This window comes from Streptomyces sp. NPDC053493 (genome assembly GCF_044544825.1).
Lineage (GTDB): Bacteria > Actinomycetota > Actinomycetes > Streptomycetales > Streptomycetaceae > Streptomyces.
Window position 1 is genome coordinate 1 of sequence record NZ_JBITXS010000022.1, and the last position, 25,158, is coordinate 25,158.

General features: G+C 69.6%; 31 protein-coding genes and 1 pseudogene. 20 read left to right on the forward strand and 12 right to left on the reverse strand.

Annotated features, from left to right (window positions below):
* Both ACIGO8_RS33265 and ACIGO8_RS33270 read left to right on the forward strand, forming a co-directional pair.
* On the forward strand, window positions 1-460 hold a 460-nt coding region (locus ACIGO8_RS33265; RefSeq protein WP_399738524.1), incomplete at its 5' end, for a hypothetical protein.
* Between the two features lie 123 nt (window positions 461-583).
* Window positions 584-883, forward strand: coding sequence for a hypothetical protein (locus tag ACIGO8_RS33270; RefSeq protein ID WP_399738527.1), 300 nt, complete (start codon window positions 584-586; stop codon window positions 881-883).
* A gap of 206 nt (window positions 884-1,089) precedes the next feature.
* Here ACIGO8_RS33270 and ACIGO8_RS33275 read toward each other — a convergent pair whose 3' ends face one another.
* The 3 genes from ACIGO8_RS33275 to ACIGO8_RS33285 all read right to left on the reverse strand — a co-directional run bounded on the left by ACIGO8_RS33275 (window position 1,090) and on the right by ACIGO8_RS33285 (window position 3,290).
* Window positions 1,090-1,470, reverse strand: coding sequence for a toxin Doc (locus ACIGO8_RS33275; protein WP_399738530.1), 381 nt, complete (start codon window positions 1,468-1,470; stop codon window positions 1,090-1,092).
* 3 nt (window positions 1,471-1,473) lie between these two features.
* Window positions 1,474-1,713, reverse strand: coding sequence for an antitoxin MazE7 (locus ACIGO8_RS33280; RefSeq protein WP_399738533.1), 240 nt, complete (start codon window positions 1,711-1,713; stop codon window positions 1,474-1,476).
* 320 nt (window positions 1,714-2,033) lie between these two features.
* Window positions 2,034-3,290: a helix-turn-helix domain-containing protein gene (locus ACIGO8_RS33285; RefSeq protein ID WP_399738536.1), complete on the reverse strand. Its 1,257-nt coding sequence runs from the start codon at window positions 3,288-3,290 to the stop codon at window positions 2,034-2,036.
* 205 nt (window positions 3,291-3,495) lie between these two features.
* Between ACIGO8_RS33285 and ACIGO8_RS33290 the strand changes: the two genes are divergently transcribed.
* The 6 genes from ACIGO8_RS33290 (at window position 3,496) to ACIGO8_RS33315 (ending at window position 8,268) form a co-directional block, all read left to right on the forward strand.
* Window positions 3,496-3,660, forward strand: a complete 165-nt coding sequence (locus ACIGO8_RS33290) for a hypothetical protein (RefSeq protein WP_399738540.1) — start codon at window positions 3,496-3,498, stop codon at window positions 3,658-3,660.
* Complete coding sequence (locus ACIGO8_RS33295) at window positions 3,660-4,805, forward strand: hypothetical protein (RefSeq protein WP_399738543.1); 1,146 nt, start codon at window positions 3,660-3,662, stop codon at window positions 4,803-4,805. The genes ACIGO8_RS33290 and ACIGO8_RS33295 overlap by 1 nt, the downstream gene beginning before the upstream one ends.
* Window positions 4,802-5,689, forward strand: coding sequence for a 2-dehydropantoate 2-reductase N-terminal domain-containing protein (locus ACIGO8_RS33300; RefSeq protein WP_399738545.1), 888 nt, complete (start codon window positions 4,802-4,804; stop codon window positions 5,687-5,689). The genes ACIGO8_RS33295 and ACIGO8_RS33300 overlap by 4 nt, the downstream gene beginning before the upstream one ends.
* Window positions 5,689-6,807 carry a hypothetical protein gene (locus tag ACIGO8_RS33305; protein WP_399738548.1) on the forward strand — a complete coding sequence of 373 codons (1,119 nt, stop codon included), beginning with the start codon at window positions 5,689-5,691 and terminating at the stop codon, window positions 6,805-6,807. Before ACIGO8_RS33300 ends, ACIGO8_RS33305 begins: the two co-directional genes overlap by 1 nt.
* A 141-nt stretch (window positions 6,808-6,948) precedes the next feature.
* On the forward strand, window positions 6,949-7,410 hold the full coding sequence (locus ACIGO8_RS33310) for a hypothetical protein (RefSeq protein ID WP_399738551.1): 462 nt from the start codon (window positions 6,949-6,951) through the stop codon (window positions 7,408-7,410).
* Window positions 7,411-7,563: 153 nt separating this feature from the next.
* Window positions 7,564-8,268 carry a class I SAM-dependent methyltransferase gene (locus ACIGO8_RS33315; RefSeq protein WP_399738556.1) on the forward strand — a complete coding sequence of 235 codons (705 nt, stop codon included), beginning with the start codon at window positions 7,564-7,566 and terminating at the stop codon, window positions 8,266-8,268.
* A 273-nt stretch (window positions 8,269-8,541) separates the two neighbouring features.
* Here ACIGO8_RS33315 and ACIGO8_RS33320 read toward each other — a convergent pair whose 3' ends face one another.
* Window positions 8,542-9,252: a TetR/AcrR family transcriptional regulator gene (locus ACIGO8_RS33320; protein WP_399738559.1), complete on the reverse strand. Its 711-nt coding sequence runs from the start codon at window positions 9,250-9,252 to the stop codon at window positions 8,542-8,544.
* 134 nt (window positions 9,253-9,386) lie between these two features.
* Here ACIGO8_RS33320 and ACIGO8_RS33325 point away from each other — a divergent pair, with 134 nt between their 5' ends.
* From ACIGO8_RS33325 to ACIGO8_RS33355, 7 genes are all read left to right on the forward strand, one after another.
* The gene (locus ACIGO8_RS33325) at window positions 9,387-10,088 is read left to right on the forward strand and encodes an NAD(P)-dependent oxidoreductase (protein WP_399738562.1); all 702 of its coding nucleotides are present in this window, start codon (window positions 9,387-9,389) and stop codon (window positions 10,086-10,088) included.
* An 812-nt stretch (window positions 10,089-10,900) separates the two neighbouring features.
* Window positions 10,901-11,194, forward strand: coding sequence for a hypothetical protein (locus ACIGO8_RS33330; protein WP_399738565.1), 294 nt, complete (start codon window positions 10,901-10,903; stop codon window positions 11,192-11,194).
* Window positions 11,188-11,778, forward strand: a complete 591-nt coding sequence (locus ACIGO8_RS33335) for an RNA polymerase sigma factor (protein ID WP_399738568.1) — start codon at window positions 11,188-11,190, stop codon at window positions 11,776-11,778. The genes ACIGO8_RS33330 and ACIGO8_RS33335 overlap by 7 nt, the downstream gene beginning before the upstream one ends.
* Before the next feature lie 5 nt (window positions 11,779-11,783).
* Complete coding sequence (locus tag ACIGO8_RS33340) at window positions 11,784-13,571, forward strand: IclR family transcriptional regulator C-terminal domain-containing protein (protein ID WP_399738571.1); 1,788 nt, start codon at window positions 11,784-11,786, stop codon at window positions 13,569-13,571.
* 214 nt (window positions 13,572-13,785) lie between these two features.
* A complete protein-coding gene (locus ACIGO8_RS33345; RefSeq protein WP_399738575.1) occupies window positions 13,786-13,986 on the forward strand; it encodes a DUF6207 family protein in 201 nt (66 codons plus the stop codon).
* A 128-nt stretch (window positions 13,987-14,114) separates the two neighbouring features.
* Window positions 14,115-14,630 carry a hypothetical protein gene (locus ACIGO8_RS33350; RefSeq protein WP_399738578.1) on the forward strand — a complete coding sequence of 172 codons (516 nt, stop codon included), beginning with the start codon at window positions 14,115-14,117 and terminating at the stop codon, window positions 14,628-14,630.
* Window positions 14,631-15,029: 399 nt separating this feature from the next.
* Window positions 15,030-16,046, forward strand: coding sequence for a sporulation protein (locus tag ACIGO8_RS33355; protein WP_399738581.1), 1,017 nt, complete (start codon window positions 15,030-15,032; stop codon window positions 16,044-16,046).
* Window positions 16,047-16,254: 208 nt separating this feature from the next.
* Here the strand turns inward: ACIGO8_RS33355 and ACIGO8_RS33360 are convergent, their stop codons facing one another.
* Together ACIGO8_RS33360 and ACIGO8_RS33365 are read right to left on the reverse strand one after the other, a co-directional pair.
* Window positions 16,255-17,268: a hypothetical protein gene (locus tag ACIGO8_RS33360; RefSeq protein WP_399738584.1), complete on the reverse strand. Its 1,014-nt coding sequence runs from the start codon at window positions 17,266-17,268 to the stop codon at window positions 16,255-16,257.
* Complete coding sequence (locus tag ACIGO8_RS33365; RefSeq protein ID WP_399738587.1) at window positions 17,265-17,504, reverse strand: hypothetical protein; 240 nt, start codon at window positions 17,502-17,504, stop codon at window positions 17,265-17,267. Before ACIGO8_RS33365 ends, ACIGO8_RS33360 begins: the two co-directional genes overlap by 4 nt.
* Window positions 17,505-17,621: 117 nt before the next feature.
* On the opposite strand from ACIGO8_RS33365, the gene ACIGO8_RS33370 reads away from it, so the two are divergent.
* The 3 genes from ACIGO8_RS33370 to ACIGO8_RS33380 all read left to right on the forward strand — a co-directional run bounded on the left by ACIGO8_RS33370 (window position 17,622) and on the right by ACIGO8_RS33380 (window position 19,428).
* Entirely contained in the window at window positions 17,622-17,825 is a 204-nt protein-coding gene (locus ACIGO8_RS33370; RefSeq protein WP_399738591.1) for a hypothetical protein, read from the forward strand.
* Window positions 17,826-17,832: 7 nt separating this feature from the next.
* A complete protein-coding gene (locus tag ACIGO8_RS33375) occupies window positions 17,833-18,171 on the forward strand; it encodes a DUF6233 domain-containing protein (RefSeq protein WP_399738594.1) in 339 nt (112 codons plus the stop codon).
* A gap of 480 nt (window positions 18,172-18,651) precedes the next feature.
* A complete protein-coding gene (locus tag ACIGO8_RS33380) occupies window positions 18,652-19,428 on the forward strand; it encodes a hypothetical protein (RefSeq protein ID WP_399738597.1) in 777 nt (258 codons plus the stop codon).
* A 353-nt stretch (window positions 19,429-19,781) separates the two neighbouring features.
* On the opposite strand, the gene ACIGO8_RS33385 is transcribed toward ACIGO8_RS33380, so the two are convergent.
* Window positions 19,782-20,720: a Ku protein gene (locus ACIGO8_RS33385; RefSeq protein ID WP_399738600.1), complete on the reverse strand. Its 939-nt coding sequence runs from the start codon at window positions 20,718-20,720 to the stop codon at window positions 19,782-19,784.
* Between the two features lie 343 nt (window positions 20,721-21,063).
* On the opposite strand from ACIGO8_RS33385, the pseudogene ACIGO8_RS33390 reads away from it, so the two are divergent.
* Window positions 21,064-21,153 (forward strand): annotated as a pseudogene (locus ACIGO8_RS33390) (AAA family ATPase); the annotation flags it as partial.
* 31 nt (window positions 21,154-21,184) lie between these two features.
* Here ACIGO8_RS33390 and ACIGO8_RS33395 read toward each other — a convergent pair.
* Both ACIGO8_RS33395 and ACIGO8_RS33400 read right to left on the reverse strand, forming a co-directional pair.
* A complete protein-coding gene (locus ACIGO8_RS33395; RefSeq protein WP_399738603.1) occupies window positions 21,185-21,607 on the reverse strand; it encodes a DUF5959 family protein in 423 nt (140 codons plus the stop codon).
* A gap of 201 nt (window positions 21,608-21,808) precedes the next feature.
* Entirely contained in the window at window positions 21,809-22,534 is a 726-nt protein-coding gene (locus ACIGO8_RS33400; protein ID WP_399738607.1) for a hypothetical protein, read from the reverse strand.
* Window positions 22,535-22,794: 260 nt separating this feature from the next.
* On the opposite strand from ACIGO8_RS33400, the gene ACIGO8_RS33405 reads away from it, so the two are divergent.
* The gene (locus ACIGO8_RS33405) at window positions 22,795-23,295 is read left to right on the forward strand and encodes a hypothetical protein (protein WP_399738609.1); all 501 of its coding nucleotides are present in this window, start codon (window positions 22,795-22,797) and stop codon (window positions 23,293-23,295) included.
* Window positions 23,296-23,462: 167 nt separating this feature from the next.
* Here the strand turns inward: ACIGO8_RS33405 and ACIGO8_RS33410 are convergent, their stop codons facing one another.
* Genes ACIGO8_RS33410 through ACIGO8_RS33420 form a run of 3 tightly spaced genes read right to left on the reverse strand, consistent with a single transcriptional unit; the run spans window position 23,463 to window position 24,873 of the window.
* A complete protein-coding gene (locus tag ACIGO8_RS33410) occupies window positions 23,463-23,744 on the reverse strand; it encodes a DUF6300 family protein (protein WP_399738612.1) in 282 nt (93 codons plus the stop codon).
* A 38-nt stretch (window positions 23,745-23,782) separates the two neighbouring features.
* The gene (locus ACIGO8_RS33415) at window positions 23,783-23,947 is read right to left on the reverse strand and encodes a hypothetical protein (RefSeq protein ID WP_399738616.1); all 165 of its coding nucleotides are present in this window, start codon (window positions 23,945-23,947) and stop codon (window positions 23,783-23,785) included.
* A gap of 38 nt (window positions 23,948-23,985) precedes the next feature.
* Complete coding sequence (locus ACIGO8_RS33420) at window positions 23,986-24,873, reverse strand: hypothetical protein (protein ID WP_399738619.1); 888 nt, start codon at window positions 24,871-24,873, stop codon at window positions 23,986-23,988.
* Between the last annotated feature and the right edge of the window lie 285 nt (window positions 24,874-25,158).

Here is a 25,158-nt window from a genome sequence, read left to right on the forward strand (position 1 = left end):
CCTGTCCACCGACCCCGTCTACGGAGGCGGAGACAACCGCTACGGCTACCCCGGCGACCCCATCAACCAATACGACCTCAACGGACAAGCCTGGTGGAGCAAGCTCGGCAGGGCCCGTAACTGGAAGATCTGGGGACGTGTCCGAAACGGATGGAATCGTGGCTGGTCTGGTTTCAAGCGCGGTGCGCGATGGGCTGGCGGTGAAATTCGATGGCTCAAAAACAATCGCTGGAAGGCCGTCGACTACATGCGCGCATACACCGCGCGCGGAGCATTTCTCGGATCGGCCTACGGGGCGTACCGATGCAAGCGCGCCCACAGGTTCCCGAACTGCGGCTCCTACATCGGTACCTACGGAACGATGGGAGGGCTGATCGGGTTTGGTTACGGCCTCGGCAGGGGGCCCATCAAGGCTGGTCAACTCGCCTGGAAGCGCTGGAAGAAGTGGAGGAAGAGGTAGGTAGCGAAAATCAGCGGACTGAAGGGTAACTGCAATCACTCTTCATTCTGCTGAGGCAGGATTCTAGGCAACGTAGGGGCCCCTGTACGGGGCCCCTACTTGGGGAAGCAGAGGAAATCGATCGTGGCTCAATGGGAAATCGTCGCCGTCCTTTCCGGAGACGGGTCGAGCAATCGGGCAACTATTCGCTCGATCGAAAGCTTTGAAGGGGATGCCGCGTTTGCGGAAGGGCAACTCCTGAAGGTGGTGAATAATTATTCCGATGACACCTGGAAGGTGACCGGACGTAAGGTATTCAAGCACTCAGATCGGTCTTACTTTGTGCGAATTGATGGGTTGACATCGACCTATCGGTACTTGATTCAGCTTTTCGAACTGATCACTGATGGTGAGTCCCCAGGGTTCCCCGATAAGTCCGCATAGAGGAAGCGCCTCTATTGCGATCATTGTTTTAGAGCCGTTCGGCCAGCGCTGCTCCCTGGCTGGGCAGCGCCGTCCTGTTGCCACGTTTAGTGGCCTCTGAGTCGCGGGCCCCGGCCGGCCGATCTCGCCGGACTGATCGGCGTCCTCATTGCGGCCGACACGCTGACCTCGCCGGGGCCGCCCGTTGGCACGGCCGAATGCTCGCCCTAGATGATCTGCCAGGAGCGCAGACGCTCGGCGATAGCAAAGGAGTCCAAGCGCAGCAGGCGGACATCCATGATCAGGTCTCGCCAGAGCTCGAACTTGGTGTCCACGGTCAGGCCGTGCATCTTCAGGTACGCGAGGACGAGCGCGTGTCCGAGCAGTTCGTTTCGGTGGGGGAGCGGGCGGAGGACCACGCATTCCTCCAACAGGACAGCGGCCCGCCAGAAGGCGTCAGGGCGGTCCTGGTCGTACCGGGGCGGATCGACCTTGTGGCGAGCGGCCATACCAACCAGGATCGAGAAGTCGTTGACGGCTAGATCGCCGCCGAGATCCTCCTGACGCTCCAAGATCCAGCGATAGTCGATGTAGAACTCGGCAGGCACGGGTCAGGCCGCCCGCGGAGCATGCTGAGCCGGGGCAGGTCCACCGAAAGCCTCGTCGAAGGCAGCGACGGTCGCTGGGTCGGCGATCACACGGCGGAACTCCTCGGCGCCGATCGCAAGCGCGCGTTCACGCTCCTTCTCCTCGGCAACGCGGGCGAGGTAGTCGCCCAGCGGCACGCCAGCGTCGTCGGCCAGCGCCTGGAGGGCGGCCTTGGTACTGTCCGGGATCTCGATGTCGGCCATGCGTCGAGTATGCCCGCCGCCGCGCGCCAGGGGTATTCACCTCACATTGCGCGGTCTTGGCTGCTCGTTGAGGTGATCGGCAGGGCTGCACTGGGCGTATGGGGCCGGCTGCTGGCCTCCACCGTCGCTGCCCACGCGCGGCCGAGCGCCCTCCTCGCCTTCGTCTGCATAGACCAGCCCTGCTCGGATAGCAGCGATTGGCCACGCTCAGGTCCTGAGTCGGTCCTCTGCACGTCGAACCAGATCAGCCTCATGCTGTCCGCCAGGTCTGCCGCGTAGGCCGACGCCTCCTCGGCCCTGCTCCAGCCCATCCCGACGTTTCAGGAGTCGGTGATCGCGCTCCGAAGGTAGGCGTTGGGCCGCCCATCGAGCCGCTGCAGCAACGTCTCCGCGCGGGACTTGACGAGCCCCTGCCGGTAGCTGGGCGGCAGCTGAGCGTACACGGAGGCCGCCATGTCGGCGGCCTCCGTCGGGTCGCCGTCCATGCGTAGGCACGCGGCGATGTCCATGGCGATCAGGGCCCTCGTCATCACCGACGGCGAGGTGGTGAGGTCGAGCGCGTCGTCCTGCGCGTCGTAGGCGGCCGTGGTGTCGCCGAGGAGCGTGAATGCTTGGGACAGGTGCACGAAGTGCTTCTGCCCCGGGTAGCCGAACCACGTGTCGGCGGCCTCCTGGCCGTCGAGCCGGTCGGCGAGGTCCCGCACGTCGCGCACCGCGGCCTCGGCTCCCTCGGTGTCGCCGATCGCGGCGAGGGACCGGGCCGTGACGGCGGCCGACAGCGCGGCAGCGGCGGTCGGTGCCTCGCCGGCCTCCCGCCGGGCCTTGGCGGCGATCCTGGCGGCGACCTCGGGGGCCCCGTAGTTGAGCGGCACCATCGCGTGCCGGGCCAGGACCCAGGCGGTCATCCGGCGGTCGCCGGACTCGCGGGCGGCTTGCTCGGCAGTGTAGAACCAGCGGAACGCGTCGCGCTGGTCGCCCCGGTCGTGCTGGACGATCGCGACGAGCCCGGCGATCCCCGCCGTCGTACGGGCGAGGTCCGCGCGGTCTTTCGCCGGGTGGGGCCGGTTGAGGACCTGGCCGAGGAGGTCGAGGTCGCCGTGCATCTCGGCGAGCACGGCGTCAGGGGAACGGCCGTGGTAGCCGCCACGGTGCCGTTCGAACGCGGACTCCAGGTAGTCCAGGTCGCCGCTGCCTGCACCCTTCAGGCCGCCGTCGATGCCCTCGCGGGCCTGCGCAATGCCGGGCAGGACGGAAATTCCCGCCGCCACGGCGGCTACTTCTATGAAGCGCCTTCGGTTCACGTCCTCGTTCTCCTTGCCATGGCTACGCCGGTACTGCCGCGAGGCGAGTACGGCACGGCGTACGTCTTCGACCGTGATCCCGTAGGCGTTGGCGATCAGCTCCCAGGATTCCGAGGTGGGGATGCGTTTGTCGTTCTCCCACCGCTTCAGCCTCTCCGGGTCGAACCACCGGCCGCCCTGGGCGGCCTCCAACACTTGAGCCTGGTCTTGCTGGGTCCGGCCGGCGTCCTTCCGGAGCCTCCGGAGTAACGCGCCGATGCCGTCCGGGCACATCATGGTCCGCCCCTCCCGCACGAGTCGGTGGAGATTCCATCCTGGCCCTCCAACGTGGCCCCGTGCCAAGGAAATGGCCCCCTTCCTGGCCCCTCTCTTCTTGTGTGCCCCGGCCGTTGAATGGGCGAACGCCGCCGGGCCCGGGGGTTTCTGTTCCAGCTCCCGGCCCTGGCGGCAGCCATCCGTGCACCCTTGGAGGAGGAGAGCCATGCGCTTACACGTCCCCGGCCTGGATGCCATTCTTGGCTGGATCTGGGCGATCGGCACCGCGGTCGGGTTCGGAACCGTCGCGGCCGTCGCCGTCGACGGCCTGGACGAGCCCGCTGTGGCGGCGAGTGTTCCGGACGCCGACGTGAGCGGGTGGCAGGCGTGATGAGGCCCGATCCGGAGGCCGTGTTCGCGTACGCGGCCGGGCAGGTCGAGCAGGCCGCCCACGGCTTGTGGCCGCGCGCCAAGGTCGCCTTAGGCCCGGTGGTGCCGTCGGTGACGAGCTACGTTCAGCAGGTCGACGTCGACGGCCGCCCGCTGTTCGCGAAGCTGTCCGTCCTCGGCGTCTCCCTGGTGTCGCTGCTGCGCGGCGCCTGCGGCGAGTGGCCCGAGGTCCTGCAGAAGCAGGCCGTGTACGTCACCTCGCCCGGCGCGCTGCTGGAGCGTGAGCGCGACCAGCTCCGCACCCTGCGCGGCGTGGCGGGCCTCCGTGTCCCGGACGCCGCCGGCTACGAGCGGGGTGTGCTGTTCACCGAGCCCGCCCACGGGCCGACGCTGGCCGACCTCATCGGCAAGGAGCCGGACCGCACGGCTGACCTGCTCGGCCTGGTCGTCGACGAGGTCGCCCAGGGGCTCGGTCAGCGCGGGGTGGCGGCCCGCGTGGAGAGGACGGAGATCCGGGAGCGGTCGATCACCGCGACGTTCCTCAGGAAGTTCAACGGCCTCTCGGGCGGCACGTATTTGCGACAGACTGACCATGCCGTGACGCTGACGACGGTCGTCACGCGCCTGCGTCTGGCGCAACGCGTCGCTGCTCCTCCGACCAGGGCCGTCGTGTTCGGCGACTTGAAGCCCGAGCACGCGGTGTTCCCCGACGGTGACGGGCGTCCGGTGTTCCTCGACCCCGGCCTGATGCGCGGCCGGCCCGCCGGTGACCCGGCCAAGCTGGTTTCCCGCCTCGTGCTGAACCTGATCACCCAGCCTCCGGCCGCCCGGGACGTCCGCGCGGTGCTCGGCGGGGTGGCCGCGTTCGGCGCGGCGATGACGGCCCGCTCCGACAGGGCCGGGCGGGACGTGTGGCTGCGGCAGCTCACGGTGATGTGGCTGATGGACACCACGAACATCCTGTCCACCTACCTGTCGGCCCCGCCGGGCCTGCCGCTGGCCCCGCACGCGGCGGCCGCCGTCAGCCGGGCCCGCCAGGTGTGCGACATGCTCGACCGCTCGACGGCCGCGCTGACCTCCTACCGGGACGCCCGCAGTGTGTGGCGGCTGTGCCTGGACAACGCGGCGAAGGCGGCCCTGTCGTGACGACCATCGGACTCATCGGGGCCGGGGCCGTCGGGCAGACCGTCGGCACGATGCTCGCCGCCTCCGGCTGGTGCGACACGATCATGGTCGCCTCCGGCTCCGGCCGCACCGCGGCCTCCCTGGTCACCGATCTGGAGGACATGGGGCAGGTCACCGGCTCACCCCTCCGGGCGATCCACGCCGCCCCCTCGGTCATGGGCGGCTGCGACGCGATCGTGGTGTGCCCCCGCGCGGTGTTCACCAACACGCAGACCAGCGACGTGCGGATGGCCGGCCTGCACGCGAACGCGCCGCTGATCGCCGCCATCGCCCGCCGGTTCACCGGCTACCAAGGGGTGGTGGTCATGGTGACGAACCCGGTCGACGTCATGACCCGCCTGTTCGCCGAGGTATCCGGCTGCGGCCGCGTCTTCGGCGTCGGCTCCAACACCGACACCGCCCGCTACCGGCTCACCCTCGCCCGCCTCCTGAACGTCCCCGTGGCGGCCGTGCACGGCCATGTGGTCGGCGAGCACGGCGACAACGCGGTGATCTGTGCGTCCTCGACCACCGTCAACGGGCAGCCGGTCCCCGTGCCGCTGCAGCAGGTCCGCGACGAGCTGCGCGGCCGCCCCCGGCGCATTAACGAGGGCATCGGCAGGGTACGGACCGGCCCCGCCGGGGCCGCCTACGCCGCCCTCCGACACGCCCTCGGCTTGACCGATGGAGTGATCGAACTGTCCGCCCCGTGGCGGGGCGACTGGTACGGAATGCCGTTGCGGTTCGCCGCCGGCACCCCGACCGTGTGCCTTCCGCCGCTCGACTCCGGCGAGGCCGTGCACCTGCAGGCCGCCGCCGCCAAGCTCAACGCCGCGTACGACCAGATCAAGGAGACCCGATCCTGATGTCCGACCGCACCGCCACCCGCATCGCCACGGCCGACGGCCAAGCCGTCACCGTCACCAGCCGCTCGAAGGCCGTGACCGACTGGGCGGCCCGCTACTTCGGCTCGTGGTGGAACGCGGCCACCGCCGAGCCGCCCGTCTCCGGGCCGGTCGTGTCGGCGGACGTCGCCCCGGAGGAGTTCGTGCAGATCGCGGCCGACGTCTCCCAGCAGCAGCCGACCGAGGTCGAGTACGCCGGGGCCTTGATGCTCCACGCCCGCGCCGAGGACGGCACCGTGACGGCCGTGCAGCCCGACGGCGACCTCGCCTACCGGTGGGACCCCTCGGTCCGCCGCCTGCGGATCGCGGGCTCTGGGGAGACCGCCGTCGCGACGGCCGCGTCCCGCCTGGCCCGTGAGCTCGTACGCGGGATGCTCCTCGTCGAGGGCTGGCAGATCCTGCACGCCTCCGCCGTCACCCGCGACGACGGGGCGACCCTGCTGACGCTCGGCGACAAGGGCGCGGGCAAGACCACCACGGCGATCCTCCTCGCGCGGTTCGGGTGGCGTCTCCTCGCCAACGACCGCATCTTCGCCCGCGTCGAGAACGGCCGGGTGCGGGTCCTGCCGTGGCCGTCGGCCGCCGCGTTCGGCTTCGGCCTCCTCGACGCCCTCGGCCTCTTCGAGTCCGTAGCCGACCGCCTGCGAGCCGGGGAGATGATGCACCCCACCCAGGACCAGCGGGTCACCGACGCGCTCCTGGCGGGCCGCCGAGAGCCGCTGTGGCGGTCGAGCGGCAAGGAGATGAAGCCGCAGTTCTTCCCCGACCAGCTCGACACGTGGCTCGGGATGCGGCTCGCCACCGAAGGCACGGCGGCCGCCGTCCTGTTCCCGCAGATCGTGCCCGGCGCCGAGGCCCGCCTCGTCGACGAGCCCCGCGGCCTGACGGAGGCGGACTTCTTCACCGCCGGCACCGAGGACCGCTACCCCGACGTCTTTGGCCTCCTGCCACTCAGCGGCAGCCACCCCGTCCTCGTCGACCAGCTCTCCGCCCTGCCGCGCCAGTCCCTTGCTCTGAGCCACGACACAGCCGCCAGCGCGGCCCTGCTGGAGAAGACGGCCGCCAGCCTCCTGGACTGACGCGGCCCCCTTGAGCTCGCCGGTCTGCCACATGGACAGGTGACCGGCGAAAAGGGGCGGGTCCGGCGGAGATCCCCCGTTCTCCGAAGGGTTAGGCCCGCCCCGCCTGCACCACTCGAAACGATCGAGAGGAGCACCACCATGACCCTGCTGGCCATCGAGCCGGAGGCCGGTCAGGCCCCCGAGTTCCGCGACCCCCGCGCCTACGTCAAGCCGGAGGTGTGGGACCGCGAGATCGCCCTGCTCATGCGGGACTACCCCTTCGACGAGGTGATGGCGACCCGCCTGCTCCACGCGGCGGTGTCGTACTTCATCACCGCGATGGAGAAGTGGGGCGAGGGCCTGGAGATGTGCTGCGGGCGGATCGTCGACATCGCCTGCCACGTGTTCATCCTTGACACCCGCAACTACCGCGAGTTCTGCGCCGCGAACTTCGGCGGCAAGTTCCTGGAGCACATCCCGGAGATCGCGTTCAAGTACGACGGCTCGGTCGAGCGGACCGCGCAGATCATCGCCGGCAACGGCTTCGAGGTCGACTGGAAGCTGTGGGAGGCGGACTACGCCAAGTGCGGTCCGTGCTCCCCGGGCTCCAACTGCCATTGAGCCGTAAGGTCGGCACCCATCGCCCGGGGGCGCGTCACGCGCCTCCGGGCACCCCGTTCGAGCGGCACCGCTCGGATTGGCCCACGACACGCGGGAAGACGCGAGTAGCTTGGCGGGCTCCACCGTCCGGCACGCGTCCCCGGAGGACTCTTCATGCTCAGCGCCGCCCCGACCACCCCGGCCGAGTACTGGGACAAGTACAAGCCCTATCGAGGGGAGGGAGACCAGCCCCGGCCTGCGGCCGGGGCTTTCGACTGGACCGGCCTTCCCGGCCACGGCCCCGGAGCCGAACTCCTCGGCACCCCGGTCACGGCCCTGGACCTGGGGCCGGCCGAAGGCGAGAACGCCGCCTTCCTCGCCCGCGCCGGGGTCGAGGTAACCGCCGTCGATTTCTCCGCCGTCCAGGTCGAGCGGGCCCGCCGCTTCTGGGACGGCGAACCGCGGCTCACCTTCGTCCACGCCGAGGCGTGCGACTGGCTCGACCAGGAGGACCGCCGGTTCGACGCGATCTACTCGACCTGGGGAGCCGTCTGGTTCACCGACCCCGAGGAGCTGTTCCCCCGCATCACCGCCCGCCTCGCCCAGGGCGGCATGTTCGGCTTCTCCCACCGCGAACCAGTCATCGGCCAGTACGGGGCCCAGGAGATGGGCGGGAAGTGGCTGGAGGGGCGCGAGTCCGAGCTGAGGGTCCTGCGCTGGCAGTACACGGCCGAGCAGTGGACGGACCTGCTCAAGCGCCACGGCTTCACGTCGATCCGGGCCGAGGTCCTGCCGAACCCGGACCCGGCCGCGCTCGGCACGCTCCTCGTCACCGCACAGGCCCCCGGCAGTGACCAGCACCCACGAATGGCCGCGTGACCTCCGCCACGCCCCCTCGTCACCCTCCCGACCCGGCCGCCCAGCGGGTCGCAGTGCGTTCAGAGATGTACGCCGATGCCATCGTCGGAGCTGATCGGCCGGGCGGTCGCCCGGCCGGGTCACGCTCCGCACCCAACAGGCACATGGCTGCGGCGGGCGGTGGCCTGGTGTTGCCTGCGCCAGTTCGACCAGTGCAGCAGGCTGCCGCCCGGGAACGTGTTCGTCGGGGTCAGCAGGCCACCAAGCAGGTGGCGGATCTCTGGCACTGAGGTGCTAGGCGTCGAGCCCCAACGATCTGACCAGCTGGGTGAGTTCGGCGTAGAAGAGCTTGTCCGGCGAGGGCGTCTGGGCACGCAGGTGGCCGTAGACCTCCAGCGCGACCAGGCCGTGCAGGTGCCCCCAGATCCGCAGCGCCAGGGCCACCCCGGCCGGCGGTAGCGCAGGGAACGCCGGGCGGACCTTGTCGAGCAGGCCGGGGTCGAAGTCGTCCCAGCCGAAGTCGCTGTCCCCATACACCTGTTCGGCGCCGTCCCAGGCCGTGTCTGCCAGCGCGGCGATGCCGACACAGACCCGCCGGGCGGCGTCCGGCGCGGCGCCGCCGTCTGGGGCCTGGTAGCCAGGGACGGGGTCGCCGTAGATCAGCCGGAAGCCTTCGGGGTTTGCCAGCGTCCAGTCGCGGAAGGCGTGCGCCCAGGCCCGTATGCGCTCCGCCGGAGTGCCCTGGGCGGAGGCGGCCCAGGCAGCGTCGACGGCGTCGGCGAGCGCGGTGTAGACGTCCGCGATGAGGACGGTGACCAGGTCGTCGCGGGTGGCGAAGTAGCCGTAGATGGCGTTGGCGGTCATGCCCATCTCGCGGGCGATCGCTCGCAGAGTGATCGCGTCGGGGCCACCTGATCGCATCAACTCCAGTGCCGTGCGCTTGATCTCGGCGGTCGTCTCGGCGCGCAGTCGCTCGCGTCGTCCGGTGTTTGGGGTGCCTGCCACGGGCTCACTCTACAGCGTCACTGCACTGATTGCCGTGCAAAAACTTCACGCTGTATAGTTTTTATACGGCGTGAGGCTGCTTGGTCCCGCGCCACCATTCGGCATGACCACGGCATGAATCAAGGGGAGAACGCATGCAGATTGGCGTCATCGGAGCCACCGGCACCATCGGGAGCCGGGTCGTCACCGAGGCCCTCCAGCGCGGACACCACGTCACGGCGTTCAGCCGGGACGCTTCCGGGATCACCAGCCAGCGGGAGAACCTCCGCTGGGCAAGCGTCGACGTTCTGGACGCCGCGAGCATCGGCGCTGTCCTGCCTGGCTTGGACGTACTGATCAGTGGTTTCCAGCCCGGGAACGCGGCGAAGGACTTCGCCGACACCGTCCGGCGCTCGATCGAGGACCCTACCGTCTATGCGGTTGCCGCCCAGGCCTTGCTCAAGGCCCTGGAGAGCCACCCCCGCACCCGGCTGATCGTCATCGGCGGCGCCGGCAGCCTGGAGATCGAGCCGGGCGTCGTCCACGCCGACCACGAGGAACTCATCCACGCCTCTCTCGACGGACTCGGCCTGCCCCGCCAGTACGCCGTCGCCGTACGCGGCCACCGGGAGGCGCTGAACGTCCTGCGCGCCTCGAATCGGCTCTGGACCTACTTCAGCCCCGCCGAGCAGATCGCCCCCGGGGAGCGCACCGGCCGCTTCCGCATCGGCGGCGACCAGCCCGTCCTGGACGCCGACGGCCTGAGCCGGATCTCGGCGGAGGACGCCGCGGTCGCCCTGGTAGACGAGGCGGAGCTGCCTCGCTTCGTCCAGCGCCGGTTCACCGTCGGCTACTGAGCCGGCTGCTGCCCCGGTCCGAAGGGGCACGCCTGGTCCCCGACTTCGCGGCCTGCGCTGGAGCCTGGGTGAGAGCGGCAACAGCCACCGCGTGATCATCAAGGATTGTGTCGACTCCTAAGGATCATGCGGTGCCGCGGGGCACGGCATAGAGCAGCCCGCGGGCGACGTTCGACCAGTGTCCTTGGCCGGCCCGGCGAACTGATCGCATGAACCGAGACACCCTGCAACCAGCACGGTCCCAAGACAGCGGCGAATCTGCCCGCGCAGCCCGGGCCGAGGTGGAGGCAGGCGCGGACTTCGAGGTCTTCCTGAAACAAACGGCTTCGGCCGCGCAGGCTTCGCGCACTTTCGGCCCGCTGGTCCGGCCGGCCCGTCGTTGTGCAGCGGTTCATGCCCAACAACGGCTGGGACTACAAGCTCTGGGTGGTCAGCGGCCACGTCCGCCCAGGCCCGTGAAGACGCCAACCGGGTCATTCCGTTAGGAGTTCTAAGACGCCGATTCCTCTCGGGGGCTGTCCGGATCGTGAGGGCACGGTCTCACCCTCCGACCGCTTCACCCGCGTTGTCGGCATCTGCCTCTTGGGCTCGCCGCACCTGCAGGCCAGCCTGGAACGAAGCCCGCCTTGGCGGCCGTAACTCGAACGGATCTAGAGCTGCCACCGATCGGACTCGATCACGAGCGACCTCTCGTCTGACAACTTCGGAGGTTGCTGATCTCGATGGGAGAAGTGGGAGGGCTGGGACGTCAAGGAGGCGAAAGGCGCGCATCCCACGCGCTGCCTCCAGAGCGAAACCGGAGAACGACTCACATGACGTGGTCCATGGACTGGGCCGGCCTCGTCCCGGCCGCCGCGGCCGGTGTGCAGATCGCGGCCGTCGTGGTGCAGGTGTACTGGGACCGGCGGCAGCGCTCGGTGTCCACGGCGCCCCACCGCGAAGGCGACGCCTGCCCCGCATGTGCCGACGCCTCAGTGACCCGCGCGCCCGGAATCACCGTCCAGGTCGGCGTCGCCACGCCTGCGCCGGGCCCGTCTTCGGTGATCGTGCGCGTGAGCGAGAGCGGGAAGCTGCTGCCGCGGGTGAAGGAGCACGGTCGGTGGTAGCGGGTGAGGCTTCCCAGGAGTCGGAGCCAGACCTCGCCCAGCGCCTGGTCGACTGCTATGAGACCTTCCTGGCGGCGGAGACGCTGATCTTGCGCAAGAAGTTCGGCGGCAAGCTGACGCGGCACGTCTGCCGGGACGTGGCTCACGAGGCGTACATGAAGGTCGCGGCCAAGGTTCTGTCCGGTGAGCTCGGCCCGGACACCAACCTTCCCGCATATCTGCGGGCGGCCTCGAGGAATCTGGCGACGGACGTGGTGAAGGCTCAGAACCGCGTCGCACAGCTGGACGACGCGGAACTGCTGCCGGCCGTGCCTGGGCAGGGGCAGCCCTTCGAAGCCATCGAGCCGATGGAGGAGCTGGTCCTTCCTCAGATCGACGCCATGCCGCTGACGCGGCACCGCAAGGTCGTCCAGTTCCAGAGCCAGGGACTGAGCGATGCGCAAATCGCCGAGACCCTGGGCATAACTACCGATCGGGTCCAAAAGGACCGGCACATGGCCGTGTCCGAACTGCGCGACCGACTCAGCGCGCACATCCGAGACAGCCATCGAAAGAAGACGCAACGCGGGGGGAAGGACAGGTGACGGATGTGAGCCTCAACGAGGACAGCGGCGGACGCCCGGTGCTCGAAGGGCCGGCTGAGCTGCTGACGCTCGTGACCCGGCTCTCCGGGCCGCCGGACTTCTGGGACCGTCCCCAAGGCAACTTGGGTCCCCTGACGGACACGTACAAGCTCGACAGCGAGCAGCGGGCCCGCGCGAACTCGCTGTACCGGCTCGGCTCCAAGGCTCTCCTGCGAGGTGAGCTGGCAACCGCGGCCGACCTTCTCGGAGAGGCCGCCGCAGCCGGACACCCCGGTGCCCTCTTCCGCCTCGCTGTCGTCGTCCTCAGGGCGAGCGGCGAGTGGCGAGACGAGGCATGGTTCCTTGTCGAGGAGGCCGCCCGGCACGGCCACGGCGACGCCCTGCGCCTGCTCAACGGCACCGGCGCGCACCCCACGGGCGCAGAGGGCGGGGCGCCCGCGGAGGATCCGCTGTTCCTCGACGAGATCCGCCACCAGCTGTCCGCGACACATCGCCCGGCCGTGTCGGGCATCCCGCGCATTCCGGCGCCGCCCGGCCCCCAGCCCACCCCGCCGGACAAGCCCGGCCCCGAACAGCCCGACGTCGACGGCAGGCCTCCCAAGCCGGGACTGGTCCTCGTCCCAGCCCCCGTGCTGCCCACGACCTACGGGCCGACCCCGCGGCCACAGGCCGAGCCCGATCTGGAACGGCCACGACTGACCGCCCTGATCGGAGGGCTGGCCCTTGACGTGCCGGACCTTCAGCCGCCGTCCCCTTCTGCGGCCCCGGCGCGCGGCCTGAGCGGCAGCGAACCGCCCTGGTCGGCGAGCGCGCTACGGCCCGCGATCCTCACCGACATGGCCCGCCACAGCAATACCCCTGCTGTCGTTCCTGCCCGCTGGCAACTCACCCAGCGAGCCCGAGACATGCTGATGCTCATCCACACCTCGGACGGCATCGACACCAGAGCCCTCGCCCGCCGGGCCCGAATTCCATTGGACGTCGCCGCGAGGATGCTTCACTGGCTCGCCAAGGAGGGCTTCGTCCAATCCCGGGACACCGTGCACTTCCCTGGTCCCCTGATGATCCTCGCCACCGGCAACGACCCGGATCAGACCTTGCTCAAGGACACACTCGGCGCGCTGCGCGACGAACTGGATGCCGCTGTCTACATCAGCACCTACACCGACGGCGAGATCACCATCAGGCAATCCGCCTTCAGCACCACCGCTCCGCCCGTCGAAGAGTGGGCGCCGTTCAGCGACACAGCCCACGCGAGCGCGGTAGGCAAAAGCCTGCTGGCCCAGCTTGACTTCCACGGACGGATGGACCATCTCACCCGCTATCCCTCCGTCGCACTCACCGAACGGACGATCACCAGCCGCCGTGCTCTGATCGAGGAGCTCGACGCCCCCGGCCCGCACTCAGCCCAGTTCGACCTCCTGGAGTACTCGGAGTCGACGCTGTGCGTGGCCTACTCGCTCGGGCTGCCCGGCCGAGCCTCCAGCGTCGCCCTGTCCCTGCCGGCCGGACAGCACAAGCGTCTCGTCGCCGCCGCGCGCAGCCTCAGCCAGCGCGCCACCGGGATTCTCCTCGCCAACCTGCTCGCCGACGACATGCATCCCGCTGCGAGTCGCGAGGCGGCTCCCGAGTGCGCGACGGCACCTCCTCCGACCACATCAGTACGGTCTGCGGCATCCGACCATCCCCGAGCGGACAACACAGATGCCGCGCCAGCCGTGTCCGACCCCGTTCGTGCACCAGTGAAAGTCAGGGGCGCGGCGCTGTCCGAACTGAGCAGGAGGGCGGGGTAATGCATCCAGCGGCTCGGAGCGTTGCGGGCAAACCCCGGCCTTGGCGCCGCCGGCACGGGACGGGGCGAGCGGGCACGGGGACCCGCGAGGTGCCGCGGAGAGTACGACCTCGAGCGCGGCGTCTCAGCATGAGCAGCCGGGATGCTGCTTCACCCGTACGGATGCTTCTCACGACCTGGCGAACCAGCGAGCGCGGACTGCCGTCGTTGGGAGCATGCAGATCGATGAGGAGCACATCGGCGAACCAGGTCTGGTCGTCCTGGACATCATCGCCGCTGACGAGGGGACGGTGCGCGCGGTGATGGAAGGGCTCCAGCACAAGTGGGCCACCTCAGGCGTGACGCCGCTGTGGCGTGTGCCGGGCGAGGCCGGCGTGCGAGCGAGGGTGCACGCGGACATCCGGCGTCCGGGCTGACCTCTGATGCCAACTCGCTGGTGCTTCGCGTGACCCTCGCCAACGTCACACTTTCCACATATCCGGCAGGCCGCCGGTGCGACGATCGCACTCCTCCGCCGCCGCCCCCTTTTTCCGAAAGGTTCTTGATGAGCCGTACCGTACGCATCGCCGCAATCACGTCCGCCGCACTCGGCATGCTCGCCCTGGCCACACCGAGCCAGGCAGCCTCCACCACCGGCGCTCTGATGATCACCCAAGTGCGGCCGAACGCCGCGGGAGCCGACGTCAGCGGCACCACCCAGCTGAACCTGAACGGCGAGTACTTCGTCATCAAGAACGTCACCAGCCGCACAGTCAACACCAGCGGCTACATCCCGGACATCACCACCAACACCTACGGCCGTGCCCTGCCCACGTACTACCTGCCGGCCGGGGCCAAGGCCTACGTCCACACCGGCAGCGGCCGTAACTACCGCGACAGCAGCGGCAACCACCACATCTACCGCGGCTACGCCCGCCACGTCCTGCCGAACACCAGCACCACCAAGAACCCGGACCTGCGGCTGAAGAAGCCCGGCAGCCGCGACGACAACACCTCCACCGGGAGCATCAGCACCTGCAACTGGAACACAGCCACCAACGGAACCACCTACGGCTGCTGACACGACAGGGCCCGCCAACCAGAGCTGGTGGGCCCTGCACCTCCGGCAGCGGGCCCGCGCGGCGTACCCGGGGAGCCAGGGTGGAGCACTGATTCGCTCGTCTCATCGAGCCCTCCGGCGCCCAGCGGCGAGTAGCTCGCTCGCCCACCAGGTCCACCAGATCGCTCCAGACGCCGCAGAGACGACGCACCCTACATCGCCAATGGGGTGAATCTCAGCATGACTCCCCGAGTCCCTGTGCCCGGCTTCCTAGCGGCTGCGCTGGGAGAACGCCTCGGCAGAACGGTCACGGTCCAGGAAATCGTCATGTTCGACCCTCAACGCCACGAGAGACATGAGATTGGATTTCCCCCGCGACCCATCCATGCCATCCGCGTCGACGCGACCTACTGGAGAACCGTGGACCGCCGAAAGTTCCTCCGCAACGGCTTCGCCGCCTCCGCGTTCACGACGCCCGTCACCCGGTGGCTCACCCAGCCCGCCCATGCCACCCCTCTTCACCAGCAAATCCGCCGGGTCGGCCGCGCCGACCTCGACGAGCTATGGCAGGCCGCCGCCGAAGCGCAGAAGTGGGACTCCCGGTTCGGCGGCGGCAACTGGAAGTCCAGCTCCGTCACCGAGTGCCTGCGGCTGCGGGCCGCTCCCTTGCTGTCGGGCAGCTACTCGAAGGCGATCGGCAAGCAGCTGCTGGCGGCGACCGCCGAGCTGTCCCGGGTGGTGGGCTGGTCCGCCTTCGACATCGGCCAGCACGAAGCGGCACAGCAGCACTTCGTCCAGGCGCTGAGCCTGGCCCGGGCAGCCGGCGACGTGCAAGCCGGCGCGTACGTACTGACCACGATGTCGTTGCAGACCATGCTCCGCGGCTACCCGGAGCGCGCCGCGGACATGGCCGGAGGAGCCTACGAGCGTGCCCGCAAGACCGCGGCCCCGCGCGTTCTGGCCTTCGCCAAGCTGGCCGAAGCGCGCGCCCACGGGCGGGCTGGGGACTCCAAAGCGGCCGGCGCGGCACTCGCTTGCTCCGAGACCCTGCTCGACCAGGTCCGCCCCGATGCCGACCCGCAGTGGCTGTCGTACTTCACGCACGCCCGGCTCGCCGCCGACGCCACGGAGATTCACCGCGACCTTGGGCAACACCGTGCCGCGTTCGCGTGGAACGAGCAGGCCGAGGTCATGCCCTCGGACCGCTTCACCCGCGCTGTCGGCATCCGGCTCTCCGTCCTCGCCAGCAGCCACTTACAGGCCGGAGACCTGGAACGAAGCCTCGCCGTCGGCGAGCGCGCCCTCACCGTCCTGCGCGAGGTGTCCTCCACCCGGGCCCACGGCTACCTTCGCAGCTTCGCCGCGGCCCTCAAGCCCTGGCAGAAGGAACCCGCCATCTCCGCGTTCATCGGCCGCGCCCAGACCCTAGCCGCCTGAGCACCAGCAGCAGCGTCAGGCCGACCCGCCTCAGGAGGCGGATCACCTCCTCCACGGCGAGAGCCGCCGAGGGCCCGCTCCCGTGCTGCGGAAGCGGGCCCTCGGGTGTGGTGCCGGCGTCAGGCCACGTTGGCGGCCGTGCCCCATTCCGGGTCCCGGCGTCGCCGGTTCCAGCCGGGGTCCACGCCCCAGCCGCTGTCGTGGTTCGTCAGCTGGCTTTCAGGTAGGCGCCGGCGGGCCCGGCGAGCCGCCGTCCGTTGCCGTACTTGGTGTTGATGCGGTCGAGGACCGGCTCGAGCCGGAGCGCGTTCTCGCGGACGGGGTCGAGGGTGAGCTGTGTGCCGGGGCCTTCGTCGGCCGGGCGGAGGTCCTCGGCGATCAGGGTGAGGCGGCGGATCCGGCCGCGTTCGAACGCCATGGCGTCGAGGATCCGGAAAGCGGCGCTGCGCAGGTCTTCGGTGTGCGCGGACGGCGCGGGGAGCGCCCGGGTGCGTTCGACGGTGCCGCCGCCGGCGAGAGCGACGGCGAGGGTGAGGGCGCGGGCGGTCTGCTCGCGGCCGCGGATCCGGCCGGCGAGGGTGACGATCAGGTCGAGGAGCGCGGCGCGGACGCGGACCGGGTCGATGGTGTCGATGGTGAAGGAGTGGGAGGCGCTGGTCGACTGCGGCATCCGCGCGGCGGTGACGGTGCGCGGGTCGATTCCGCGGGCCCGGGCGCGCAGGGTTCGGCCGGCTTTGCCGCCGAGGAGGCGGCAGACGACGGACTCGTCCATCGCGGCGAGCGCGCCGACGGTGTGCAGGCCGTAGCGGCGCAGGGTGGCGGCCTGGGCCGGGCCGATGCCGTAGAGGGCGTCGACTGGGAGCGGGGCGAGGAAGGTCTCGACCGCGCGGTGGTTGGGCAGGTGAAGCACGCCGGCGGGGCCGGTGCGGGCGGAGGCGGTCGCGGCGGTCGCCCAGGTGTCGGCGACACCGATGTGCAGGTCGATGCCGTAGCGGGCGATCGCCTGGACGCGGGCGCGCTGGGCGAGCTCACCCGGGTCCAAGCCGAACAGCGCCGTAGTGCCGGTCAGCTGCGCGAGGCCGGCGAGCGGCGGCAGCGGCTGCACGAGCGGGGTGTATTCGCCGAGGAGCTCCAGGATCCGGCGGTGGTCGTCCGGGGCGGTGTCCGGCCGGCACCGCACATGCCAGATCACGCAGTCCCGGTCTTCGTGTGGGCGGCTCATGCCGCAGTCACCTCCCGGTGGGCCTGCACGGTGCGGGCGGCGCGCAACAGCTCCGCGCGGCCGCCGGCCGCCGAGCGCGCCCAATACGGGTGGAAGTACACCTCGGCCGACAGACGGATCAGGCGGCGGCGGAGCGCGGTCGTGCGGGCCGGGCCGGTGCGGGCGAGCTGCTCGTAGACGGCGATCCAGCAGGTCTGGGCGGTGACGAGGTCGGGTGGGAAGGAAGTGCGCGCCATGACATGATGGAAACACATGTTCGAATTCCGGCGCACGTCGTGCCGCGTCACAGGATGGGAACGCAAGTTCTACCCTGGCGCTGCCGACCACGCGCCCGCCCGAGGAAGCCGCCCGCCATGACCAGCCCCGTCGCCCCCGCCTCCCGGAACCTCCCGCCGCAGATGTGCCCGCCGGAATTCCTCGGCCAGTGCGCGATCTGCCAGGCCGACTGCCACCGCTACGGGCCGGGCGGCAACCCGCTCTGCCAGAAGCACCAGGCCCTCGCGCCGGCCCTGCAGAAGAAGCCCGCCGCCGAGGCCGCGCCGCTCACGCCGGCGTGAGCGCGCGGTGCTCGACCTGCCCGACAATCTCCCCCAGCTACGGATCCTGGAGCGGCTGGCACTGATCATCCTGCGCGACATCCAGCTGAAGATCACGGAGGTCGAGAAGCGCGACGCCGCGATGCGGCCCGTGCGCGTGCTGCCCGAAGGGCCGGGCTGGGTCATCTCCTACCTGCGCGAGCGCGGCCGCCGCGTCCCGGCCGCCGTCCACATCGGCGACTGCGCCATGGCGGGAAAGAACACCGACCGGATCAGCCAAGACGAGGCCCGCCGCCTGCTGGCCGAAGGCATCACCCGCGGGTGCGAGATCTGCCGGCCCGAGACCGAACTCGGAATCCTCGGCTGATGCGCGCCGCCTGGTGTGACTGAGCGCGATAGTTGGCCCTTGTGCACGCTGGTTGGCCCGTGTGCGTGCCAGGTGGCCTGCGAGCATGCGGCACGGACGCGCTGAGCGGGGGTTTCTATGTTGGGGATGGTTGCGGCGTGCGGCGCCCCTGGCTGCCGGGCGGCTTCGAGTGGTCCGGATTGCCCATGATCGAATCTCTGTGCATTCGATGGCGGCGGAATGGGACGGTGTGGTGTGGGGGACTGGCGGACCAATCCGACGTTCTCGATGTGCCGGGCTCTGGTAGCCGGGGCGGATCTGGCCTCGTTCGTGGGAGGCCCGTTCGACATCCGCGCTGTGGTGGCGGCGATCGAGCCTGGGAGCTTTGACGGGGCCGTCTTCGACGCCCTTCCCTGGGGGAACTTCCCTGACGGGGAGAGGGCCCGGGAGGCCGTGCGCCTGCTGCGGGCTGGAGACGGGTGCGCACGTAACGCGATGCGCGTGCTGTTTGGTATGTGCGCCGACGACAGCAGGGCCGCGGTCGCTCTTGCCGTACCGGTCCTGATCGGGATCGCAGCCGACCCCCACCACCCACACCGCGCCGCCGCCCTCGGCGGTCTCGCCGCCCCGGCCCGCGCCCGCTACTTCGGTGTCGCCTCCCGCGACGAACTCCTTCTCCACCGCTCCGGGTCCCAGCACGAGGCCCTCGACGACTACGGCGTCGAGGTGACCGGCTACCCGGCAGGCTGGTCGGTGGCCGCCGCCCGGGCCGCGATCACCGCGGGGACCTCCTTGCTCCTGCCTCTCCTGGAAGACTCCGACCCCACTATGCGCATCGACGCCTCCTACGCTCTCGCCACCGCGGCCGACGCCGGCCATACGGTCCGAGACGCGCTTGCCACCCGGTTCGCCGAGGAGCAGGACCCCATGGTCCTGGCCGCGTTGGTCCTCGCCACCGCAGAGACAACACGCGCCCACCCGCACCGGTCGGCCACCGCGTGGATCCGCGAGCTGTGGCAGAACCCGGCACAGCCCCCCGAAGTCCGCCTCGCTGCCGCGATCGGCTGGCTCTGCCTCACCGACGAACCCGCCCCCGGCACCCTGCACACAGCCGTCGATGTCCTAGCCACTGAAGAACGCGCCCGCACCATGGACGCCCTGCCCTGGATGGCCGCCGTTGGTGGCAACGAGCCGGGGCTCCTGCGCTGCGTCCGTCGCATGCTCCACCCGGATGAGCCCGACCCGTACAGCGACGACCCCTGGGCCTCCAAGCCCTGAGCGACGAGTGGCCGACGCCTCGTCGCCCGCGCGTCTGCTCGCTTTCTGTGCATCGAAGTTGTCCGTCGGGGCCAACTACCGCGCTCAGTCACACCTGGGTGCGCCGGGCTACTCCGAGGAGATACGGCGGGCGAGGTCTGAAGCCAGCTCGCCCGCGGCCCGGCCACGCGGGGTCAGGTCGAGCGTCTCCAGCAATCGCAGGTAGCCGACTGCCGCCCGGGCTTCGGTGGCAGTCAGCACGGGCAGCCGGGGGTCATCCGGGTAGTCGCCTGCGACCGGCTCAGCAGTATCCACACAGCGAGCAACTCCCGCGCGCCGGCCAGGACACGCCCCTGCCGTAAATGGGCCAGCGATCAGGCGGATTTCCGCCGCCGGGAGGCAGCGGTCTTCTTCGCCGCCGTCTTCTTAGCGGGCGCCCTCTTCGCCGCGGCGGTCTTCTTCGCCACGGCCTTCTTCGGCTTCGGCATCTCGTGCACGGTGGCCGGCCCGCCGGTCTCGCCACGGGACTCCTTCGCCTTCGCCACCGACGCCTCGAGCGCGGCCATCAGGTCGACGACCGGCGCGGCCTCCGGCTCCTCGCCCGCGACCGGCTTCGCCTCCCGATGCTCGGCCTTAGCGCTGATGACCTCGACCAGGGCCTCGGTGTAGTGGTCGGTCAGGAAGTCGCCGAGGTCGGCCAGGTGCTCCACGCTCATGGTCTCCATCAGCGCGAGCGCGCCTTCGATCTCGTGCTCGCTGATGTCGGTCTCGGGCGGGGCCAGCTCGGCGGGTGAGCGGATCTCGTCGCCCCAGTGCAGGCCCTGGATCACGAGCGCCTCGCCGAGCGGCCGCATCAGGCCCAGGCGCTCGCGGCCACGCAGCGCGTATTTCGCTACGGCCACCTTCTCGTTGCGGGCGAGGGCCTGACGCAGGAGGCTGTAGGGCTTGGCCGCCACGGGGCCGGAAGGGCGTGCGTAGTAGTCGCCGGCGCCGTAGGAGGTCGGGTCGATCGAGGCGGCGTCGACGAAGGCCACGATCTCGATGGCCTTGGCGGTCGGCAGCGGCATGTTGGCGAGGTCCTCGTCCGTGATCGGGACGAGGTCGTCCTTCGTGACCTCGTAGGCCTTGCCGATCTGGTCCTCGGTGAGGATCTCGCCGTCGATCTCGCAGCGCTTCTGGTAGCGGATCCGGCCGCCGTCCTCGAGGTGGATCTGCCGGAAGTGGACGTCGTGCGACTCGGTCGCCGGCTCCAGGCTGATGGGCACGGTGACCAGGCCGAACGAGATCGCGCCGTTCCACATGGGGCGGGGCATCGGGCTCCTCCAGGACGCCCCCCTGGGGTCTGACCTCAGGCTATGCAGACCCGCACCGTGATCGCACGCCCCACATCGCCCGTACGAGGCCAAGCGCGGGGCCGCGCGAGCAGCGGCGGCGCCTGCACCATCGCCGTCACCGGGCCGTCCGCGCCTCCCCGCGCGGCCGCCAGACCGGTTTCCGAGCACCTCGCCGTCCCGGGCCAGCTCGCGCTGTTCATGATGGACCGAGGCTTCTCACCACTGCTGCAGCGGCCCGCGCCCCTGCTGCGGAAGACCTGGGTGGCCGGCTTCACCGCTCGCGTCCGTGCCCGCGGCTGGACCCTACGAAGGACGCGGAGGCCTCTCCTTCGGCGGCAACATCATCGAAACCGGCACCGACTCCTACCGACTCGCCACCACCCGAGCACGCGCGAACCAGGCAGCCGGCTGACAAACACGCCGAGCAGCACCGCACAGGACGGTCAGCCAGAGAACAACCGCCGCACCTCTTCGAGACGCGCACGCTGATCATCGATCCAGCCAGTCGCCGGAAAGAGGGGCACGCTGACCGTCACCTGTGACGACGGACCGTCATGGACTGATACCGCGATCACACCAGGACTCACCGGCTTGATCTTGAACTGCACGGTCCGTCCCGAGTTCAGCCACGACACGAACCGATTCCCCGCAAGCGCTCCCAGAGCTTCTTCCCAGCCATCGAGGTCATCGGACGTCACATAGACAGGGAAGCTGCCCTTGACTGTCTCGGTCTCCACGACGAACTCACAGTCCAAGACATCCCCGCCTGGGGCCGGCCGCGCCAGCACCCGCAGCGAGACAACGTGACCGCTCGTCCCCGGCGGATCGGCCAGATAAATCAGCTCGCCCAGATCGTCTTCCGCCACAGCCCCTCCCACCGGCCTCGAACGGAAGCATCATTCCTGAGCCCGCTGACACACACGGCGCCGAGGTGGGTGTTACTGATTCTCACCAACATTCCGCAGCCAGTTGATCACCTTCTGCTGCCGAAACTCCACGACAAACGTTCTCCGTTGCCACCTACGAAGCCACAGCGGGCTGATCTTCTCTGTACTCCTCGACCGCTGTCAGGAAGCCAGTGCGCTGCCAACCTGGGCAAGACGTGCGGTCGACCAGGCAAAACGATTAGCGGGGTTACGGAAGGAGTAGCCGCCATCGTTGATCGGGTAGCCGGCCTCGGCTGTTGTCCAGTGCGTGGGGCCGCACGGCCCCTGATCCTCAAGAAGCGCCGCGGCAAGCCGTTCGGGCGCCTCAATGTGAGTGCAGGCGCGCAGCGCTGCGGTTAGGCGCTCGACAGCTCCGTCGGGCACGTTGTCGTCGCCGAACGCGGGTAGCAGAAGCAGCAGCCGGGCGTGGGGATCGGTGGTGCTGCCGCCGGGCAAGTGGTTGTCCGCAGCGGCAGTCAGCTCGGCCCAGGACAGGCCGGGGCCCATGAAGTGCCCGTCGTCTTGAGCCAGACGCTCGGCCGCATCCCAGTCCGGGTGGTGCACGAGATAGTCGATGCCTTCGTCCTCCTCGAAGGCGCGGTACACCACGTACAGGGAGTGGTCGCCGGGGAGCGGCACCGTGAAGACGGGCCAGGAGTCGCCTGCCAGCAGCTGGGACTGCAGGACTCCGGCGGCCCGGTCGTCCGTGTCGCGTACGAGCTCCTCGGCCGCCTCGCTTTCGGAGTAGAAGTTGTGCAGGTGGCCCATCCAGAACAGGTGCTCGTCCAGAAGGTCGGGCTGGTGGTGGAAGGGACCGCCGTCATAGCCCGGGATCCGGGCTGGGGCTCTCTGTGGGCTGTTCGTCACGGGGTCATCATGTCCCGGGCTGCCTTGCAGGCGTCAGCTGGGGCATCTCAGGCTTTTGCGGGACAGCCCTTAGGGCGCCCCTTGCGCCACGAGGTCGACAGTTCGAGCGAATTGTCGGTGCTACCCGAATCTCTGAGGGGCCCTGTTGGGATGCATGCCTTGTGGACCAAGGTGAAAGCGGCACCGGGGAGCAGAGCCCTCCCCGGGCCGGGCGACGTATCACGACGTGGCTGGGAGTAGCTGCGAGCCTCGCTGGCGTCGTGGGCGGAGTACTCCTTTTGTTCGACCGCTTTGGGCCTAAATCCCCCTTCACCTTGGAGGACTGGGCCGAAGAGGCTAATGGCATCTGCGATCAGAACTACAGCGCGGAAACGCAGGCGACCGCTCAGGCCACGGCTTCCCTGATCGCAGCAGAAACGGCGCCGACCACGATGCCGGCCGAGCAATTCCAGGGCTTGGTCTACAAGGCGGCGGGTGACGTGGGGCAGATCGCTGGAAGCCTTCGCAAGGTCAGGAACCAGTTCGACGACATCAAGCGGCCTGAGGGGCACGGCGATGACGTGGACCAGGCCCTGAAGAAACTCGATGAGCTGAGCCGGATTGACGCCGACTACGCAGATGCCATGAGACGTCTCACCACTGGTGAGCAGGTCCTCGTGACCGAGCAGGTGTGGTTGCGAAAGCGCAATGAGGTGGCGGCTGGTGTTCAAGAGGCGTTGACGAAGCTGGGTGCCACGCAGTGCTTTCGAAAGAGCGAGTGATCGGCAGGGTCAGCCCCCGGACGGCGCCAGCCCCTTCTGGCCGCTTGGGGCCCGAATGCCGCGGCCCTACGTGGCGCGTCGGCAGCCAGACACCCGACCTCTGTGCGGGCAGCGCGGGAACGAGCCCTCGCGATCATCCGCTGCGTCAGCAGCATCCCGAAGCTGGGTCAGTCGCGGTCCCGGCCGGGCCCCGGGCGGTGAGCGGCCATGCACTCCCGCATCCACGCAAGGACGAGGAACGCCGCCTCTTCGGCGCGGGCCTCATCCCGGCCGGCGCCATCGGCGAAAAACTGGAGCAGGATCCCTGCGGCGGGCCGGGCCACATCGCCCGAATCGCACGCCGCGCACAGCTCCAGGCGGAGCGGCCAGCTCTCGGCATCGCTCTCGGGCATGACCACGCTCATGATCAAGTCGCCGTGACACAGTGAGCACTGCGGCAGCCGTGTCATGATCCTCGCCCAGATCGGCCCCCTCAGGTCTCCCCAGGTTATGCACTCCGGCGGCGGGGACGCGCGAGCAGCGTGTCCACCGGGACGACCTGGACGTCCGAGACACCCGGCCGAGCCTCGTAGCCGGCCTTGTAGCGCTCGGCCGCGGTGGGGCTGAAGCTGCCGTCGTGCGACTCGGTCGCCAGCTCCCGGCTGATGGGCACGGTGGTGTTGACTGAACCAGTCAGCGGAAAAGGGCAGGTCAGGCGGCGTGCAGTACTCGGCGGGCAGCCAGGCGGAACGCGCTCTTGGCTAGATCGAAACGGCCCGCCGCTGCCACGGACTGAAGCGTGGCGCCCTGCTCCAGCGTCCCGCTGCGGGCCAGGAGGTCAACAGGGGAGCGGAAGTGCAGTTCTCGCGAGGCCTCCACAAACGTGTTCACTGCACGAGTCAGTGCTGCGTCATACGCGGCTGCCAAGTCGGCTGGTGGCATGGGGCGACCAGCGCGTTCCCATGCCACCTGCAGATTCCGTCCGGTGTGGTGGGCCCGAAGGCGGCCGACGGTCACCTCGTAGCGCCACTGGAACCAGTCGTCGCAGTCGCCTACCACCGATGACGACACGGCGCGGTATGCCGTTTCATTGGCCGCCAAGGCGGAGATCAGCCTTCCCGCCAGGGCCCGTTGGCGGTCGTCCCATGTCGGGTCACCTTCGTGCAGTCTGGCGAGGTCCTCGGTGACAACGGTGGTTATGTGGTGTGCGTACAGCACCGCGCCCATCGCAACCTTGACTTCTTTGGCTGCCTGTTCGACCTCGTCGGGACCCTCGACCACCACCTGGGCGAAGGCCGCGGTGGTCATCCGCCCATCGCCGCCCACCCACTCGGTGCCGTCCCGCCGAGCGCGAGCCGCCTCCCCCTCGAAAGCGAGGATCGCTTCTTGGAACCGGCTGTAGACATCTCGACGGGCCTGACGGGCCTGCTGGTCCATCACGGTACGGTGCTGACCTGCGGTAACGTGCTCGGCGGAAGCAAGAGCCGCGTCCGCCTGTGCGTGGGCCGCGCGAGCCTGCGTGCGGGCGGCGATGATCGGCCCGACCCACCCCACAATCACGCCGATCAAGGCGCCACCTGCCGCGATGAGCGCGGCCATCACTCCGGAATCCATCCACATCCCCTACGCCATTCCGTACCGCTGTTCCAATCAAGACACGAGGAAGCCGACGCCCGTTCAACCGGGCACGGCGAGACAGGCGCACAAGTCGCCGCCATTAGGACGGCCCCGCCGTTCAGGCGCCGCACCCACACTGGGGATGCCCGACAAGTAGAGGAGCAATCGCTTCCGCGGTCTCAAGTACCCCTGCAAACACACGCCTTCAGTGGCTCCACCACCGGCTGGACGATGGCGACGCCTCTTCTCGGACGGGATCTGCACCGC

Coding starts and splice junctions, on each gene's coding strand:
- ACIGO8_RS33280 (WP_399738533.1), bottom strand. CDS start 1,713: ATGGCCGACATCGAGATCCCGGACAGTACCAAGGCCGCCCTCCAGGCG.
- ACIGO8_RS33285 (WP_399738536.1), bottom strand. CDS start 3,290: ATGATGTGCCCGGACGGCATCGGCGCGTTACTCCGGAGGCTCCGGAAG.
- ACIGO8_RS33290 (WP_399738540.1), top strand. CDS start 3,496: ATGCGCTTACACGTCCCCGGCCTGGATGCCATTCTTGGCTGGATCTGG.
- ACIGO8_RS33295 (WP_399738543.1), top strand. CDS start 3,660: ATGAGGCCCGATCCGGAGGCCGTGTTCGCGTACGCGGCCGGGCAGGTC.
- ACIGO8_RS33305 (WP_399738548.1), top strand. CDS start 5,689: ATGTCCGACCGCACCGCCACCCGCATCGCCACGGCCGACGGCCAAGCC.
- ACIGO8_RS33310 (WP_399738551.1), top strand. CDS start 6,949: ATGACCCTGCTGGCCATCGAGCCGGAGGCCGGTCAGGCCCCCGAGTTC.
- ACIGO8_RS33315 (WP_399738556.1), top strand. CDS start 7,564: ATGCTCAGCGCCGCCCCGACCACCCCGGCCGAGTACTGGGACAAGTAC.
- ACIGO8_RS33325 (WP_399738562.1), top strand. CDS start 9,387: ATGCAGATTGGCGTCATCGGAGCCACCGGCACCATCGGGAGCCGGGTC.
- ACIGO8_RS33330 (WP_399738565.1), top strand. CDS start 10,901: ATGACGTGGTCCATGGACTGGGCCGGCCTCGTCCCGGCCGCCGCGGCC.
- ACIGO8_RS33345 (WP_399738575.1), top strand. CDS start 13,786: ATGCAGATCGATGAGGAGCACATCGGCGAACCAGGTCTGGTCGTCCTG.
- ACIGO8_RS33350 (WP_399738578.1), top strand. CDS start 14,115: ATGAGCCGTACCGTACGCATCGCCGCAATCACGTCCGCCGCACTCGGC.
- ACIGO8_RS33360 (WP_399738584.1), bottom strand. CDS start 17,268: ATGAGCCGCCCACACGAAGACCGGGACTGCGTGATCTGGCATGTGCGG.
- ACIGO8_RS33365 (WP_399738587.1), bottom strand. CDS start 17,504: ATGGCGCGCACTTCCTTCCCACCCGACCTCGTCACCGCCCAGACCTGC.
- ACIGO8_RS33370 (WP_399738591.1), top strand. CDS start 17,622: ATGACCAGCCCCGTCGCCCCCGCCTCCCGGAACCTCCCGCCGCAGATG.
- ACIGO8_RS33385 (WP_399738600.1), bottom strand. CDS start 20,720: ATGCCCCGCCCCATGTGGAACGGCGCGATCTCGTTCGGCCTGGTCACC.
- ACIGO8_RS33410 (WP_399738612.1), bottom strand. CDS start 23,744: ATGACACGGCTGCCGCAGTGCTCACTGTGTCACGGCGACTTGATCATG.
- ACIGO8_RS33420 (WP_399738619.1), bottom strand. CDS start 24,873: ATGGCCGCGCTCATCGCGGCAGGTGGCGCCTTGATCGGCGTGATTGTG.